The 15,622-nt window shown below is 58.3% G+C and carries 17 protein-coding genes; 9 read left to right on the forward strand and 8 right to left on the reverse strand.

What is annotated here, in order from left to right:
• The first annotated feature begins 144 nt into the window (after positions 1–144).
• A complete protein-coding gene (locus WN73_RS05890; RefSeq protein ID WP_028176054.1) occupies positions 145–906 on the forward strand; it encodes an outer membrane protein in 762 nt (253 codons plus the stop codon).
• 171 nt (positions 907–1,077) lie between these two features.
• Here WN73_RS05890 and WN73_RS05895 read toward each other — a convergent pair whose 3' ends face one another.
• The 3 genes from WN73_RS05895 to WN73_RS05905 form a co-directional block, all read right to left on the reverse strand.
• The gene (locus tag WN73_RS05895; protein ID WP_231166741.1) at positions 1,078–1,707 is read right to left on the reverse strand and encodes a helix-turn-helix domain-containing protein; all 630 of its coding nucleotides are present in this window, start codon (positions 1,705–1,707) and stop codon (positions 1,078–1,080) included.
• A gap of 438 nt (positions 1,708–2,145) precedes the next feature.
• A complete protein-coding gene (locus WN73_RS05900; protein WP_166466002.1) occupies positions 2,146–2,430 on the reverse strand; it encodes a hypothetical protein in 285 nt (94 codons plus the stop codon).
• Complete coding sequence (locus WN73_RS05905; RefSeq protein WP_166466001.1) at positions 2,427–3,305, reverse strand: tetratricopeptide repeat protein; 879 nt, start codon at positions 3,303–3,305, stop codon at positions 2,427–2,429. Before WN73_RS05905 ends, WN73_RS05900 begins: the two co-directional genes overlap by 4 nt.
• Before the next feature lie 1,750 nt (positions 3,306–5,055).
• Here WN73_RS05905 and WN73_RS05910 point away from each other — a divergent pair.
• From WN73_RS05910 to WN73_RS05925, 4 genes are all read left to right on the forward strand, one after another.
• Entirely contained in the window at positions 5,056–5,232 is a 177-nt protein-coding gene (locus tag WN73_RS05910) for a hypothetical protein (RefSeq protein ID WP_166466000.1), read from the forward strand.
• A 4-nt stretch (positions 5,233–5,236) separates the two neighbouring features.
• Positions 5,237–5,878 carry a hypothetical protein gene (locus WN73_RS05915; protein WP_063789849.1) on the forward strand — a complete coding sequence of 214 codons (642 nt, stop codon included), beginning with the start codon at positions 5,237–5,239 and terminating at the stop codon, positions 5,876–5,878.
• Between the two features lie 87 nt (positions 5,879–5,965).
• Positions 5,966–6,268, forward strand: a complete 303-nt coding sequence (locus WN73_RS05920) for a hypothetical protein (RefSeq protein ID WP_060910340.1) — start codon at positions 5,966–5,968, stop codon at positions 6,266–6,268.
• A gap of 216 nt (positions 6,269–6,484) precedes the next feature.
• Complete coding sequence (locus WN73_RS05925) at positions 6,485–6,676, forward strand: hypothetical protein (RefSeq protein WP_011090426.1); 192 nt, start codon at positions 6,485–6,487, stop codon at positions 6,674–6,676.
• A gap of 312 nt (positions 6,677–6,988) precedes the next feature.
• Here the strand turns inward: WN73_RS05925 and WN73_RS05930 are convergent, their stop codons facing one another.
• The 4 genes from WN73_RS05930 to WN73_RS05945 all read right to left on the reverse strand — a co-directional run bounded on the left by WN73_RS05930 (position 6,989) and on the right by WN73_RS05945 (position 11,259).
• Positions 6,989–7,750, reverse strand: coding sequence for a hypothetical protein (locus WN73_RS05930; RefSeq protein WP_166465999.1), 762 nt, complete (start codon positions 7,748–7,750; stop codon positions 6,989–6,991).
• Between the two features lie 72 nt (positions 7,751–7,822).
• Positions 7,823–8,743 carry a hypothetical protein gene (locus tag WN73_RS05935; RefSeq protein ID WP_074076795.1) on the reverse strand — a complete coding sequence of 307 codons (921 nt, stop codon included), beginning with the start codon at positions 8,741–8,743 and terminating at the stop codon, positions 7,823–7,825.
• Between the two features lie 1,646 nt (positions 8,744–10,389).
• Positions 10,390–10,941, reverse strand: coding sequence for an ATP-dependent DNA ligase (locus WN73_RS05940; RefSeq protein WP_311997709.1), 552 nt, complete (start codon positions 10,939–10,941; stop codon positions 10,390–10,392).
• 78 nt (positions 10,942–11,019) lie between these two features.
• Positions 11,020–11,259, reverse strand: a complete 240-nt coding sequence (locus tag WN73_RS05945; RefSeq protein ID WP_038967817.1) for a hypothetical protein — start codon at positions 11,257–11,259, stop codon at positions 11,020–11,022.
• Positions 11,260–11,638: 379 nt separating this feature from the next.
• On the opposite strand from WN73_RS05945, the gene WN73_RS05950 reads away from it, so the two are divergent.
• The 4 genes from WN73_RS05950 (at position 11,639) to WN73_RS05965 (ending at position 14,151) form a co-directional block, all read left to right on the forward strand.
• Complete coding sequence (locus tag WN73_RS05950) at positions 11,639–11,902, forward strand: hypothetical protein (protein ID WP_028176062.1); 264 nt, start codon at positions 11,639–11,641, stop codon at positions 11,900–11,902.
• Positions 11,903–13,268: 1,366 nt separating this feature from the next.
• Positions 13,269–13,499 (forward strand): DUF6894 family protein, encoded by a 231-nt coding sequence (locus WN73_RS05955; protein WP_011090434.1) that lies wholly within the window; start codon positions 13,269–13,271, stop codon positions 13,497–13,499.
• Between the two features lie 177 nt (positions 13,500–13,676).
• Complete coding sequence (locus WN73_RS05960) at positions 13,677–13,877, forward strand: hypothetical protein (protein ID WP_074076794.1); 201 nt, start codon at positions 13,677–13,679, stop codon at positions 13,875–13,877.
• Positions 13,878–14,001: 124 nt separating this feature from the next.
• Complete coding sequence (locus WN73_RS05965) at positions 14,002–14,151, forward strand: hypothetical protein (protein ID WP_156149849.1); 150 nt, start codon at positions 14,002–14,004, stop codon at positions 14,149–14,151.
• 206 nt (positions 14,152–14,357) lie between these two features.
• Here the strand turns inward: WN73_RS05965 and WN73_RS05970 are convergent, their stop codons facing one another.
• Positions 14,358–15,368, reverse strand: a complete 1,011-nt coding sequence (locus tag WN73_RS05970; RefSeq protein WP_231166531.1) for a PAS domain S-box protein — start codon at positions 15,366–15,368, stop codon at positions 14,358–14,360.
• Between the last annotated feature and the right edge of the window lie 254 nt (positions 15,369–15,622).

Here is a 15,622-nt window from a genome sequence, read left to right on the forward strand (position 1 = left end):
TAATATATATAAAGAATTTCCGCTAGATATCTGCGCCGAGTGTTGCAGCTTAGCTACATCAACCTTCAGGCGAACGGGATAGCGTTGATTCCTCAGGTGGGCGTCGTGCCTTTTTTGAACTTCTTTCTGGGGAGATTTCTCGTAATGAAAAAGCTTCTGATTGCCGCGGCCGGGATGATGGCCGTGGGTCTATCCGCCCCTGCGTCGGCGGCTGATCTGGCGGCCCGTCCCTACACCAAGGCGCCGCCCCCGGTGGTCGCGCCGATCTATGACTGGACGGGATTCTACATCGGTGCCAACGGCGGTTGGGGCCAAAGCCACAGTTGCGTGGATTTCGTAACTGCCCTTGGAACGGTCGCGAGCGGGTGCGGTGATCGGTCGGGAGGCGTCGTCGGCGGGCAAATTGGATATCGCTGGCAAACCAGTCAGTTTGTGTTCGGATTGGAAGCCCAAGGCGATTGGGCCGACCTCAAGAACACGCGGGTGAGCCTGTTCAATCCGACGCTCTCAACCACGGCAAAGACTGACGCCATCGGTCTGTTCACCGGGCAACTCGGTTGGGCTTGGAATTCGGCGCTGCTCTATGTGAAGGGCGGTGCGGCTGTGACCAGCAATCGCTTGACTATATTCGACAACACCACCGGGATCGGTCTGGTCTCGGCGGATAATACGCGCTGGGGCGGTACCTTGGGTGTAGGCTTTGAGTATGGCTTCACGCCCAACTGGTCGGTCGGTGTGGAGTACGACCACCTGTGGATGGGGCACGCAAATAACTCCTTCTCCGTGGTCGATCCACGCCTTGCGGCGGTACTCAACGACCGGATCAGCCAGGACGTGGACATGGTCACCGTTCGGTTCAACTATCGCTTTGGTGGTTACGGGGCTCCGATCGCGGCGAGATACTGATCGCTCCAGTCTGCGCAAACCAAAGCCCCGGCTCGCCGGGGCTTTTTTGCGGGCTATGAATTGCTAGCGTCTGAGGTGGGTCAGAATGCGAAGGACTAAACGTAAGCTCGGGTCTGCTATGCCCCGTTGAATGGACCTCAATGAGGCGTGTCGCCGCTTCGCTACCGGAAGTCAGGCGTCGAACTCCGCGAGAGCATGGCGATCTAGCAATTCGATCCGCCGCTGAATGTTTCCGTCAAAGCGCAGCAGCGCTTCGTCTCGAAGTATGGAAAACGCGCGGGAGACGGTTTCCAAGGTGATGCCGAGATAGTCGGCGATGTCGCGGCGGTTCATTGGCAGCAACATCATCGCGGGATGTGCTAGCCGTTCATCCATTTCAAGAAGGAAGGCGGCAACTCTCTCCAGGGAAGTCTTCCGCCCCAGGAGAAGCATGTGATCTTCCGCGTGCTGCAGGTTTTGCGTAACAAAGCAAATGAGGTTTTTTGTGCTGACTACTCGATTTTGCATGGCATCGAGGATGCTGCCTCGCTTTATGATGCGAACGTGGGTTTCGACGAGAGCGTCAGCGCTAAACCGGTGCGCGACGCCATTCTCAAATCCGAACATGTCACCCTGGAGGTGGAACGCATTGATCTGGCGGCGACCATCTGGGAGCATCTTATACGTCCGCACCGCTCCGGAAGTAATCTGGTAGACGTATTCGGCGTGCCCCCCTTCGCCAAAAATCTCGATGCCCTTGCGATACTTGAACTCGCTGCAGAAGACGCGCTCGCCAGCGAGATCGGCGAGGTGCCCGTCAATAGGCTGGCGGGTGGCAGCGTTCGCATTGACTAGCACCGTTCAACCATCCCCATTTTGTAGCTTGGCAAGGAGTTGAGCATAGAGCAAATCCCCGAGATTGATCAGGCGCAAATTGGGGCGGACCTACGTAGTCAACCGGAGGCGGGTGCTTCTCTTGGCTGGCCGGAAAAATGCGTACAAAAGGAAGCCGCCAGCCCTTGGGGAAGCCAGCGGCTTTGGGGTGGGGTCGCGTAGTGGGGGCTACGCAACGTCTCCATTAGCTCTAGCGAAAGGATCGCATGTTGATCAGGATCAAGCTGGATATCGGGTGGAGTCGATGGACGCCCGCTATGGGTCAAAAGCGACCGTCTGGCGCTCGGCTACAAACTTCCGGTCTGCCCCTATGAACTGACATCCCGCTACACCGCGCCTACGGACGCGATGGGCCATATGCGGAAGTCACTGCTCCGGTAGCCCCGCTTTGCGCAACGCTCCTTCCACGTAAGCGCGCTGCTCCACGTAGGCAGGATCGTCCGACAGATCGGTGGCCCGGAATTTCGCAAGACTGGTGTAGTTCGGATTCAGGCGACCCGCCGCCGCGAGTGCCGCGCGGGCAGCCGCTATGTCGTCTTTGATAGCCATGATCGCGGCGTAGTAAAGTTGGCCATATGCCAGTCTCGGATTCGTCGCCACCGACCTGCTGAGCCAGGTTAGCGCCTCATCATCGCGCCTGAGCAGGATCATCGCGCGCCCCATTTCAAACTGCCACGTTCCAAGACCCGGGTCGCGTGGACTGAGTTCAATGGCCCGATCGAACAGCGGGATTGCGTCAAGAGATTTCCCGGTGAAGACAAACGTCTCGCCAAGAAAAGCGTCGTTGTCGCTATATTGCCGTTGATTTGCAGGGAGATCCTGTACTGCTCGGCGGCCTCTTTCTGCCGCTTCTGTGCCTGCAGGGCCCGGGCGCGCAACGCATGAGCGGCCGCATTATTCGGATCGAGCCCGACTGCTTGCTGCGAGAGCTCGTCGGCGCGACTTAAATCTCCTGCCGGGTCGGGGGATTGTCCATTGATCACCAGATTGGCTAGTGTCAGGGAAAGTCCTGTCATCGCCCTTAATGTATGCGGATCAATCTCAAGCGCATGCTCAAACAGGCGCCGAGCTTCCTCACGCGTCTCGGGCGTGGTCGGCTTGTACACGGCAGCCCATCCCTGCAAAGCAAGGTCCGACGCGGTAGGATTGGTCTGGTGCTCCAGTTCGATGCTGCGGGCCGCTAGAACAACCAGTTCCAATCCCAGAGTGCGGGCGATCCGGCCGGTTATGTCATCTTGCAATTCCAGATAGTTGCTCCGCAGACGATCGAAGCGGTCCGACCAGACATGGCCGCCAGTTTCAGTATCGATCAGCTGCGCATTGACTCGAACCTGATCGCCGACGCGCTGCACGCTACCTTCGAGCGCGAAGCGGACACCGAGTTCACGCCCGATCTGGCGGGCATCTATCGACTTGCCCTTGTAGGTGAACGCCGTGTTGCGCGCGATAACGAAGCTGCCCTGAATTCGCGAGAGATCTGTTGTCAGGCCGTCCGTGTGCGAAATAATCCTGTCCCGGATCGCCACTGAGGTTGATGAAGGGAAGCACGACAATGGATAAGCGCGGTGCTGTCCTGGATACTCGGGACGCCGCTTACGCGCCCTCTCGCGAGGGCCAAATCCGCCGTGCCGCTGTGCCTCGTGGTGGGGCGCTACCCGTAAATTTCCCAAGTGTTGGCGACTAGGCGCGCTGGTTAAGTGGTCGGCAGGTTCTGAGCGCCGTACCATGAAAGCACCGAAGCCAAAGCAATGGGCCGAGCAGGAAATCCGACGCTTGGTCAGGCTCGCCCGGCAGGGCGTTGGCGTATCGAAGATAGCCACCGAACTGGGCCGCCATGCGGGGTCGGTGAGGCGAATGGCGCGAACGATGGGAATACTATTGAAGAAGTAGCCGTCGTTCGACGCCTGATCCGTTGAATGCAGGGCGGCGGCCCTACAGCCCAAAACCGCGGCCAATCTCCCGCACAAGCCTGAACGCAGCGTCAGTATTTCGGCCGTAAAAGAGCGCCTGATCGAGCTGCGAAAGAATGCTCAGCCCAAATAGCGCGATAGCTATGCCTCTAAATATGGTTGTGGACCGGGTTGAACCATACAGCGAAAGTTCAAATCGGCCCCAGCCGCAGGTTGGGAGAAACAGCCGGGGCCGACATTCCCATTCCGTGTGCCGTAATCAGCGGTAATCGGCACGGCTCCCAGCAAGCCACAAGAAAGCTAATGAACTGTTTCGCTCGCCTCTGTTCGGGCGGACCAGCGCCGCTGCGTGCTCCCGTGTGTAGCGCAGCGGTGACACTCCGGGCCCGAGCCCCCATAACCTCAGCAGCCTGAACGGCAGGTTGTTCGGCTACGGGGCGAGGCTAATAACCTGGCGAAGCAAGCCGCGTCGATCTTGCGCAGGCGCGCATCGCTGCACCACCTAGCTGAAGGAGGTGCGTTGCCGCTGCGCGGCGCGTCGCGAGCTGGCCAAGCAGAACTCACATCGTTTGCAACAATATCATTCCGACGACGGTCACAAAGAAACTGATTGCCGTCACTGCGGCGAAGCACCGCTCTACGCTATCCATGAACGCAACCCCTGCCGAAAAAATTCAGTTCAGCGTTTTCCGTGATCTACTGCGATTCCAACCGCTGACTCGCTCGTACCCCGCCAGGAAATTTGAGATCTCCTTCCCTAGAACAGAACGCTCTGCAAAGAGTGAGAGCTAGCTGTGACCGTCAAGGGGACTTGGTACCGAAAGCGCTCATGCCGCCCTACTGTGGGCCGATTGCGTGGTGTTCGCATCATCTCCAATTGCTGGGAGCGGGAAGGCAGATGTGCATGACTGATCGCGCAGCGCATCATCGGCCAAATGCTCCCAAAACTCAGCTTCGGCGAGCAGTTTCCAACTTCGATCAGGGTGATGCGCAGCAGTCTGACGGCACAGCGATGCCATCGCGCGCAGGCGACTTAGAGTATCCACCTACTCCTCCCAATATCTTTGTTTTTTCCACCCTATTTTCTATTTTTGCGTCGGAGTCATTATGATTATGACGCAGAACCAATTTTTAGGTTTGCAAGCGCGATTCGGCTTTCGTTACGCCTCAAATCGCGTCCCGAAAACAACGGACGCAACCCGTGCTTCTTATTCGCGCTCAATTGTCGAGCGGCGCCAAAATGGTTGTCGAGTTTGCAGTGCAAAGGTCCTTGCCATAGCCCGTAATTCTACGGCGATGCGCATCCCTAACGTTTGGCGTCTACTTCAGATTGTTCTTATGACGATCTAATTTCAGACGAGGTCCCATGAGCGTCAAAGCCATGATGGCGACCATTCTCCAAGGCCAGATGACGTTGCGTGGTGTGAATTCGCTGTCGCCCTCCGACTACGAGCAGATCGTCGAACTGCTGATAGAGCGGCTTCGAGAGCTGGAGCTTAGCCTGGCGGCGCGAGAACTGACGGACAAGCACGAGCCGCAGTAGCGTAATGAACAACCAAGGCTGGCAGGGGACTTTCGACGATCCGATCCTACTGCCAGATGGCCGCAAGCTGATCACGCTGCACGACGCCGCCACCGTCATCACGAAGCTGCCGAAGCCCGAGCATGATGCTCCGGAATGGCAGGCCGCCATCGAGGCGCTGATGCTGGTGGTCGATCTCGGAGGCCCGACGATCTTCGCTCGCGTCGGCGTTGTGCGTGCGCTTAGCCGACATCAGAAGCCGTTCGTCAAGCCGCGCAAGAAGCGCGTGAGAGCGTACACGAATCGTCAGATGATGAAGCGGCCCTGGATTGTAAAACATCAACCGCGCCCGCAAGCACTTGTGCTGCGTGGGGCGCGGAGGTTGACGCTCGCTTTCTCTGGCCGCCAGGACGCTGGCACTGTCGGCGCTGACCCCGTCGGGCGCTGGCACTACCTGTTTGCCAGGCTAGCCGAACACCTGTCTGTGCTCGCATCGGAGGTGGAGCGGGCGATTGGCAAGCCTGCCGCCCAAGGCCGTAAAAGCCACACGGGCGACGATCTGCGGAGGCTGCCGCTGCATCTTCGCAAGTCCAATCTAGAACGCCTACTTGCGCGGCGCCCACGATCTGCGCCACGGGCAACTCGACAAGAACGCGCCTCTGCTTGAGTTACCTCCTAATGGTAGACGCCCGATCTACCGTTTGTTCGCAACGATTGGCATGATGCACGGACTGTACGCCGTGAGGTGAAGACAATGATCAATGACCGCCTCCTGCGGCCACCGCCGATGGCTCGCATCCGCAAGATCGGCATCATCGGAACCGCACTCCTCCTGCTTGGGCCGATGGCCGCTTCCACCGTTCTTGGAGCAGGAACGCGCATCTCTGAAGGCTTCGAGCCGTTCGAGAAATCAGCGAATGAGCGCATCGCCCAAGCCTTCGAGGACATTAGGGACCTCGCGCCCATCTCTGATGAGCTGAACACCGCGCTGGCGTCGCTGAGCCAGAGTGTGCAGGGCGCGCAGAAGCCGCCGGTTCAGGCTGAAGGCAATGAATGACCTGATCTGACTTCCTTCTGTGATGAGAGGCAATGCAGCTCGTAGTAACGCCGTGCCGTTTGAGGTGCCATTTCCGAGCATGGGACAGCAGGCACGTTTTCACCACGAGGTTGTCAAAATAATCCCTCTGCTTCCACGGAATGGGATACCTACGACGTCCAGTACCTCAACGCCGATCCCAAGTAATTGCGACCACGTCCGTCGGAGAGATCGACGATGACCGAAGAACGAATTGCTCGTTTACGTACCCATAGGAACAATATTGATCGATATCGGCGCCTGCTCGAAACTGAGTTAAGTGAGGCCGAACGGCACTACCTCGAAAGGCGGCTGTCCGAAGAACAATCCGCAATGGAAATGGACCTGAGCACGGTCGAGCCGCCGCCGATTATGGTCGGACCGAAATGACCACCTCAGATCGAGTACGACCTTTGGCGGGCGACGGCCCGACCACTGCGGAAATTGCTCGGCGTCTAGGGATAAGATACCAACATGCCTACAACATCCTGCACAATTCTGGCGCTGACAAATCCAATCGGCGGATCGGGGCGAGGCAAGTGGGTCTCCTCGCCATATACGCGCAGCGGCGACATTAAGGGAACGAGGGAAAGACGGCTACGTTCGACCACAACAAATGGCCCCGACGCTTTGCACGTCGGGGCCCTTCAAGATTATCAGGCCGGTTACATCCGCCGTGCCCTCTGATCCAGATGTCGCCGATTACTGCACCCGATTTTGTGCAGATGATGGCAGCCGCACGGCATTGAGGTAATCACATGCGGCGCGAAAGCGCTCGGCCGCCAGCTCGCCCTTGCGCCACTCGGCGCGCCGTCGGCGCTCGGCCGCCAATTGTAGACCCGCGACCGTCGTTGCGATAACGTCGTCGATCTCCGCGCCCGTTAAGGTCTGGCGAATTTTCAGCACGATGCTCAGGGCCATGATGATTGGGCCGTGTGGGCGCAGCAGATCGTGCGCCTGCTGCTCGCAGAACGACAGGAACCGCTCGACAGCCTCTGCCGACTTGCAGACCAATGTCGCGAGCGCAACTGCTTGCTCAACGTCACTAACGGAGGGCACGGGCTCACCTGGCAGAAGCATACGTTCCGCGACAGATGCCGCGCCCAGCTCAATGCAACGGTCGAGCACGTGCAAGTACGTATCTGCGGCATCGCCGCGAACCTCGCCATCCTGGGGCATGAGGTCCCGCAATTGGCCGCACAGCTCCGGCACATCAGCAGCGTCGTCATCGCTGCCGAAGGCAACGCTGTGGCGCGGCCCCCACACGAGACCGCCGTACTTCCCGTTCTGATCGGGATTGATTGTCGCTCCGCCGAGCGGCTTGCCGAGCAAGCGCGCTGCCACGGCGTGACCGGCTCCATGAATTGCAATCCGCTCGTCCTCGCACTCGGTGCGACCGATCTCGGCGAGCAGATCGTCGTATTCGTCGTGCTCGTCGCCAAAGCTCATGTTGTCATCATTCATGCCGGAACTCCTGCGGCCAGCTCATCGCGTCCGATGAGCTGGCCGCCTTCCACCGACTCCGCGAAAGCTTATTCACGAACGCGGAACGTCAATCAGGATCGTGCGCGGTTCCGCGGCGGGGAGCGGAGTGAAGTTCGCTGAGCGCGGCACAGGATCGAAGTGCGGCAGGTTCTTGGGCTCCTCGACGACATCGAGATCGATGACATCGGGCGCGCGCGGATTGAAGTCGCCGCCGCGCGTACCACGGAGCCGAGCGCGCTTCGGATCCGTCACCAAGACCGCCACACCCATGCGCAGAGCACGCTGCGCAGTCGTCACCGGCATGGTTGCATCTTCAAATTGCTTGGCGAAACGGATGCGGCCGTCGTGATCGCGGAAATTTGCAGACTTCATCATGAAGATCATTTGCGTCGGCGGCGACGGCTCAGCAATCGGGACCGAAGTGGTGACCGGCTGGGCTGCCGGGATAGGCGCAACGCCCTCGCGGACCGCGACCACCATGCCGCGCAGCTCCACGAGCGCAAAACCGGCAGCGACTTCGACCTGCGTCGCGGTGTTGCAGATAAAGCGGACCATTGCGCCGCTCTCATGGTGGAAGTGAAGTTTCTCCAGGGCGTCGGCAAAGCGCTTGCCAGCCGCCAGATAATCCGGCAGCGCCCGCTCGACGGCATCGAGATCACTGGCCAGCTTTTCGCTTGCGGCCTTGCGTTCGACAGTAGCGCGTTCTGCTGCGAGCTTCTGCTCGGCATCGGTAATCTTCGCCTGCACCTCCACGAGCGCATTCGCGTAACCGTCGCGGGTCACAGCGCAGGCGGCGACCGCCGTCTCCAACTTCGCGCGGGCCTTGTCATCGGCATCAAGATCGGCATCGAGGTGGTGACGCTGGAGTTTCGCTTTGGCGTCATCGTGGGCCGCTTCCGCAGCGGAATGGCGGCTATTCAAGGCTGCGGCGCGCGTGCGCAGCGAGGCCAGTTCGGCTTCAAGCTTTTCCATGGGTGATTTTCGTCGGAAGAATGGTGTCATGCCTCCTAGCCTACGGAGAGCAAACCGATTTGCGAATGATGGACCTGTGGCCTGCGCCACATGGCTGGGCATTCAAGGGCAATTGTTGTGGTGATGCCCAATGATTGCCGGATCGTTGGGCGGGCGCACTTGCAAATGGCCTCAGATCAGATGTCCGCTTGCCCCTGATAAGCGGCGGAATAGCGGACGTTCTCCAGTGGCTGCTTGGGGCCAGGAGCGGACAGCGCGTTCTAAAGCCCCGTCAGTGCACGGTTTACTGATATCTCTTGCAGCCTCTTCTCACTGCATCCGGACGCAATATTATCTTCCATTCCATTGTGACCAGCGGCACTCCAGCCCATCGTTCGTAATCACATTCGTAGTACACGCCGCGCCGCCCGACTCCCCTCGCGCATCTCGCGCCAGCGGAAACCAGCTCTTTCTGCAAAACTTGAAGATCTGAACCCGCAGGAAAGCGACTGTTCAGATACGTTTGCGCGGCGCTACAATCTCTTTTCGCGGCAAGGACTCGAAATAGTTGAAATCGAAAGTCGTCGGATCTCCTCCCATCGCTTCTTCACAACATATGGATGGAAGTACCACGACCAATAGTGATACCCAACCCGCCGAGCCCGAGCGCATCTCCCATGTCCTTCAACCAGTTGTTAGGCTACGGAAATCGAACCGCGAGAATACAAGTTACTCTGCTAGTGGCTCTACAATGTATTCAATTGGTTTGAACATGCACAGCTAAAGATTGCAATTGGCAGGTCGTTACGCCGGCCGAAGTGTTGTCTTGATGTCTGCAACGGGTCATTCGCGTTCATTTGGCCGCATCCCCACCACGTCTGCTCTGGCGTCGGCTGCTGACGAGCCGGGCGCGGTTGCAAGTTCGCCCTCGGGGGCGTTCTCCGTGGTCAGTTTCGTTCTGGCCGGCCACTGCCGCTGTCTCGGATCGCCCTGGGCAATATCACTTGGCCTTTGGTCGAGACGGTGGTGGTCAGTTTCTGTTTGGATCAGCAGGCACGGCGGACGTAACCGGCCTGATGATCGTGAAGGGCGACGACGTGCGACATCGTCGGGGCCTTTCTGCTTTGTGTCAGGGGAAACGGATCGGCCTCGCCACGGCCGCCTATCTATCGACGTTATCTCCGCGGGTTGCAAACCGCTCGTCCACGGGCGTTGGCTGCCGCCTGGGTTCGTAGCGCTGCACTAAATTCAAAAGGCGCTTTTTGATGAATGGGTCGGCTTGCTCTGCGAGTTCACGTAATATTTTCGCACGTTGCCTATTAAATTCGTCGTCCAACATAGTCGGCCCCATCATAAAATATGAGATCGCAATAGTATGAATGTAGCGGCTTAGGCTTCGCGAGAAAGCCCAAAATATTTTCCTGCGTGACTAATACGAACGGCCGCGCGTTACAGAAAGACCATCTACAGACGGTCTTTCTGTAGGCGCCGGATGCGCGTGGCTTCTTCCCCGCCGATCACAATATTACCAGCCAATTTTTAGCGCAGATTATCTACGCAGGTCAGGCTTATCGTGTGAAGCCGAAACCACGGTGCAAATCATGGAACAAGAGAAGAGTTGCTTGCGTGCAACATGCTAGTGCCTGCCAACTTGTTTGTTCGCGACCTCACAGCTCCCGCTCCATCGCGGGGTGACTGCGTTTTTTTACCTTTACCCAATGCTTGCTCCGGCCCGCCTGATCAGGCTGGTCGCGACGCTTCGATACCAATCCTTCAAGACCCATGTTGCACGCGGCGCGGAATAGGTCAGGTCCAAGCTCGCCACGCTCAAAGGGATTAACGAAAACGCCTTCAGGACGCCGCGCCAGCAGGCGCTCCAAGTTCGTCTTCCGCATCGACAACGAGAGCCTGCGGTGATCGTCGCCGCCTTCGGCGAGAATATCGAAGGCGCAGAACTGCACTTCGTGGTCGCGCTTGCGCGAGTGAAGTGCGTTGAAATCGGAGATGCCATCGACGCCGAGCACGACTGCTTCGCCATCGAGGACGAAATGCTTCTGGCGGACCTTGCGCGCGGCCTCGACGATCCAAGGATAGCGACTGGCCCAGTTGTACCCGCCGCGCGTGATCAGGCGTACCCGGTGGCCCTCGCGCTCAAGGCGAAGACGGTAGCCGTCATACTTTACTTCATGAAGCCAATCCGGCCCGCTAGGGACCGCCACGCCTCTGCTGGGAAGGCAAAACTCAAATGAACGCATTCAGGAAAAATAGGCATTCGATGCCTGATTACGAGATGGAGCTTAGGGCAACTCGGTCAAGCTGGCGTCCACATTTTTACGGCTTGGGCGGCAGATCAGGAGCGATGTCGCTGCCGTGCTCTCACCGATAGCCTGCTCTACTGCGGATGCGAGCACCGCAAGGTGTTCAGCCAGTTTGGCAAACAGTTCGCGCTTTTTGGGGTCCGTCGCCAAGTCGCGAATAAGGGCGCACTCAGCGGCGTCTCGCTGTAGCTTCTCCAGTTGGGCCTGCATGTCTTTCATCTGCGGCCTCGATGTTCCAGTGCGGGAACATTACAAATACCTATTCCGGGTCACAAGTGAACAGAGCGATATCGCCGACTGGGACTAGCCTCCAATTGCGTGGCGCCTCCTCACGGCGCCAGCCCGTCGGACCGCTCGGCCCCGCAACTGTCCCCTCCGTACCGCCGCAAGTGGGCCGGGCTGGTCCGAGGGGCTTTGCGCAGCGTCAAAGCGATATCCTGCCATGTCGGACAGACTGGACGCGTAGCCGAACAACCTATTGTCAGGCTTCTGAGGTTATGAGGCCCTGGGCTCCTAGGCGCACCGGGCCTCGCCTTAACTGCCTATCCGCCCCTGACTGTGTGTTGATCTCGCAGGCGATGTGCGACAGGAGGCTAACGTGTCCGCCGAAAATTACGCCGATGATCTCCGCGCGACCGTGCGCTTTGCTCTAGAGACGACCCGTGCAATCGCGGTCTGCCCCTTCCATTCTCAAGTGACCATCCGCATAGGGGATGATGCGGCCGAGAGCCATGCTTTCGAGCGCGCGAAGAGAGTCGTCAAGAGTGACGGCACGAACTGGGACCCGCGGGCTCTTATGGGCGAGATTGGTCGGCAGCTAGGTGAAGCCGCTGACGGTGAATGTCCGCTTTGCGCGTCGTAGAGAGCCATCCGTCTGGCGCTCACCCGCGCATATTGTGCGAGCGCGGTTGCTGGCCGCTCGCAGGTGCTCGGCTGATGTTTGCGATCACCTGTTTCGCCGTTTTCGTATCCGCACAGTCAGCCAAGCCGCGGCCTGAAGACTGCGCACTTCCGCTGCAGGCTGATACCGACCTGCATTCGTCGAATTCGCAATCTTCTTCGCTGCATCTTCGCCACATCGCCTGCCGTTGAGATCGCCGGCGTCGCCAGTCCGTGTAACTACAGCTCCGGATGAATACTGTGAGAAAAGCTGACTTATCGAGCGATCTTTGTGTGGGTGCGCCCCAGCGGCAAAGAACGTGGCCGCGATATCGAGCGTACGAAAAGCCGTCCTCAGCGACATTCGCGTTTCGACAAGTCTTGAGGGAGCTGACCGCACGAGCGGCCTTCAAGCGCCCGAGGAACATCTCCGCGCGCGGTCGGTTGGCCGAGTGATTGCCGATGAAAGGACGGGGCGGCGGGAGGAGGCTGCGGTGGCAAGAACATCGATCTCGAAGACCGACTTGGAGCTTATGGCGCTTCAGCAGATTCGGAGCTTCCCGGGCGGCGAGCATGCGGTTTCTGTCGAGGTCGAATGCGTCGCTGGCGAGGCCCGAGACGTGACCTGGAGGCTTCATGTCACCGCAAAGGACGAAGCCGACTTCGGGCGTATCCATTATGCCGCAGAGACCACGACCGAAAGATTGAAGCGACGGTATTGCCTCAAACGGTGACCAGATGATCCATCACGTCTCGCTCGGCAGTAACGATGTCAACAGCGCAAGAGCTTTCTACGATCCGCTGATGTCCCTTCTCGGACTGCGGCTCCTCAAACACTCGGACCGTTCGCTCCACTACGGCGCCTCGGATATCATTTTCAGTATCGAAACCCCGATAGACGGGCTTCGGGCAACGGCAGGAAATGGCACTCACGTAGCTTTTCAAGCACCGGATCGCGAGACAGTGAGAGCTTCCACGCGACCGCACTTGCGCTTGGAGGCGTTGACGAAGGGACTCCCGGCATCCGAGACAATTACAACGCGAATTATTTTGGTGCCTTCGTACGCGACCTCGATGGAAACAAGATTGAGGCGGTGACGTACACCGCAAGAGAAAGCTTTTAAGAAGGCCCTTGAAATTCGCCCCGGCTCGGAGGCTGTCGAGGCCGGTGTCCCGAGAAGCGCGTCCTGCAAAGCGAGAGGATTTGAACCTCCGACCCTAGTCTCCCAGGCGCGGGCAACCTTTTGATCTTTCGATGTTATTTTCGAACTACCCTATTCAGCCCCCGCTGAATGAGCACGCTTTTCGGCCCGATTGGAACGTGAGCCTGACGTACCGCATTACCGCGCATGCCGAGATATTTCTTTCACATTACGCACGAGCGCACCGAGATCGACCGCGTGGGCGAGGACCTCCCGGACAAGCATGCCGCGTGGAAGGAGGCCACTGTCACCGCCGGACAGATACTACAGGGCATTGACGGGAACCTAGTACCGGGCCGAGACTGGCGGATGGAAGTGGCCGACGAGTTTCAGAACACGCTCTACGTTCTGCATATTCGGGCTGAAAAACCAGCGTAAGGCCGCCTCAGTTGGCGGTCTAGTGTTCGATTTTCATTGCGAACTGAGTGTTCGCGAGCCACATACGATAGCCCACCACCGTTGTTCCTCCAGATGGAACCAACTTGTCGGGATCCGCATCTTAGGAATCGGAAAACTCAAACCCTGCGGTTAGGACCCGTAAGACGAGGTGTTGTCATGCAGCGCCGCCGCCGTTTCAAACAAATACAGTCCCTTGAAGAACGTTTAGCCGAAATAGCAAAACGCCTCCGTGAAGAGGCCAAATCCCTCCCCCCAGGAATGGAGCGCCAAGAAAAGCTCCGCAAAGCCTGGCAAGCCGAAACCGGCTCGCACGTGAGCGAGTGGCTGAGATCGCCCGGATTGCCACTGCCTGAGTAATCCGCTCAGCGGTTTCAGGAACATTTGCCGGCATAGGCCGGTTGATCGCCATCACCGTTACAACATTTGGCCTTTGCCGGTGACTGCGAGTCCTTGTTCACGCCTCCCACCGTGGATGGCAAGCATGTGCGAACATTGCGTGGAGCTAGATAGACGGATCAACCACCTGAAAGGCTTGCTTGCGAAGGTAACTGATGCACAGACAGTCGCCGCAATCGGCGCGATGGTCGAGAAAATCGAAGCCGAGAAGATCGCCCTCCATCTCACCAAATAAAGGCCGCCTCAGTTGGCGGCTTCTCCTGTTCGAGGATCGAGCGGCTCAACGCGCGAAGGTTTATCGGGTGCTGTCCTAGGCCGTGTACCTATAAACCCGGCGGCGTCATGTGACTGGTGACTACGTCTGCTTTGCTCCTATAGCGACCAAGTTCTTGGGGCAGCGCAATATGTCGTGAGAGCAGCGAAGCCAAGCTCGATTGGGTTTTACGTCGGAACGGCGATTTCGCAAACTAGCCCTTCCGCGCGCCAGTCAAAATGCACCTTGCCGCCAAGTGGGGTGATCGTTCCTTCGATGAGGCGGCTACCAAAGCCCTTGCGTTCGGGCGCATTTACCCTCGGACCGCCCAATTCGGTCCAGCGGAGCATTAGCTGTCCATCCTCGGCTCGCGACCAATCCAATCCAATCCAGCCTTTCGCGTTAGACAGCGCTCCATACTTGGCAGCGTTGGTCGCTAATTCATGCAAAACCACAGCAATCGCCTGTGCAGCGGTGGGTTCTAATACAATTTGCAGACCCTCCATCACAATCCGCTTGTCTTGGCCTTCTTGGAGATAAGGGGCGAGCTCTTGCTTGGCGATCGCCGAGACCTCGGCTCCTATCCACCGCGTTTCAACAAACAGCGAGTGAACATTTGCCATCGCTTGGATGCGCCCGCTGATCACTTCCTTGAGGCGCTCGGAGGTGTCGGACTGAGAAAGATTGATGATTGCCTGTACGTTCGCGAGGATGTTCTTGCTTCGGTGCTCCGCCTCGCGAGCCAGAATGCGAATCTGCTCCTGAGCTCGCTTGTGCTCGGTAATATCTCTAGCAATCTTAGATGCGCCAATGATGTTGCCGTGGGCATCTTTGACAGGAGAAACGGTCAGCGAAACGACGATTGAGCTACCATCCCTACGTCGGCGAACAGTCTCAAAATGGTCGAGGCGCTCACCTCGTCGGATGCGGGTTAAAATCTCGCGTTCTTCGCTTTGTCGGTCCTCCGGGATCACAAGTGTGATAGGCTGGCCGATCGCCTCGGCGGCCGAATAGCCGAAGATGCGCTCAGCCCCCTTATTCCAACTTGTAATAATGCCGTCCAGATTCTTGCTAACGATCACGTCGTCGCTAGATTCAACTATGGAGGCCAGCAGATTGGCCAACCGCTCGGCACGGTCCAGGGCCAGCTCGCTGACGAGAGCTTCGCGTTGAAGTCCCGGCTCTCCTTTAATCGCCAATAGGACCCCCAAACCCAGATGTTGCACTGCCGTTGGTGCCCAATCATAGCACCGAAAGCAAAGGCAAGAAGGTGTCCGTTGGGACGGTTTCAGCGGAAATTGTCGGTCCCCTTCTACTCGGTAAGTGTCCAACCGGGGCCTGCCCGGAAGCGTTGCGTCTGGACAGGGCTGGCTGCGCGTTATGAGTCCGCGCCCTAGCACTACTTTGGCAGATTGTTGATTTCACCTCGATTTATTGGATTCCCGAATCAATT

The organism is Bradyrhizobium sp. CCBAU 45394 (assembly GCF_028128655.1).
In the GTDB taxonomy this organism is placed as follows: domain Bacteria; phylum Pseudomonadota; class Alphaproteobacteria; order Rhizobiales; family Xanthobacteraceae; genus Bradyrhizobium; species Bradyrhizobium diazoefficiens.

Coding starts and splice junctions, on each gene's coding strand:
- WN73_RS05920 (WP_060910340.1), top strand. CDS start 5,966: ATGATCAATGACCGCCTCCTGCGGCCACCGCCGATGGCTCGCATCCGC.
- WN73_RS05930 (WP_166465999.1), bottom strand. CDS start 7,750: ATGAATGATGACAACATGAGCTTTGGCGACGAGCACGACGAATACGAC.
- WN73_RS05955 (WP_011090434.1), top strand. CDS start 13,269: ATGCCGAGATATTTCTTTCACATTACGCACGAGCGCACCGAGATCGAC.
- WN73_RS05925 (WP_011090426.1), top strand. CDS start 6,485: ATGACCGAAGAACGAATTGCTCGTTTACGTACCCATAGGAACAATATT.
- WN73_RS05935 (WP_074076795.1), bottom strand. CDS start 8,743: ATGGAAAAGCTTGAAGCCGAACTGGCCTCGCTGCGCACGCGCGCCGCA.
- WN73_RS05960 (WP_074076794.1), top strand. CDS start 13,677: ATGCAGCGCCGCCGCCGTTTCAAACAAATACAGTCCCTTGAAGAACGT.
- WN73_RS05965 (WP_156149849.1), top strand. CDS start 14,002: ATGTGCGAACATTGCGTGGAGCTAGATAGACGGATCAACCACCTGAAA.
- WN73_RS05890 (WP_028176054.1), top strand. CDS start 145: ATGAAAAAGCTTCTGATTGCCGCGGCCGGGATGATGGCCGTGGGTCTA.
- WN73_RS05900 (WP_166466002.1), bottom strand. CDS start 2,430: ATGATCCTGCTCAGGCGCGATGATGAGGCGCTAACCTGGCTCAGCAGG.
- WN73_RS05945 (WP_038967817.1), bottom strand. CDS start 11,259: ATGAAAGACATGCAGGCCCAACTGGAGAAGCTACAGCGAGACGCCGCT.
- WN73_RS05915 (WP_063789849.1), top strand. CDS start 5,237: ATGAACAACCAAGGCTGGCAGGGGACTTTCGACGATCCGATCCTACTG.
- WN73_RS05910 (WP_166466000.1), top strand. CDS start 5,056: ATGAGCGTCAAAGCCATGATGGCGACCATTCTCCAAGGCCAGATGACG.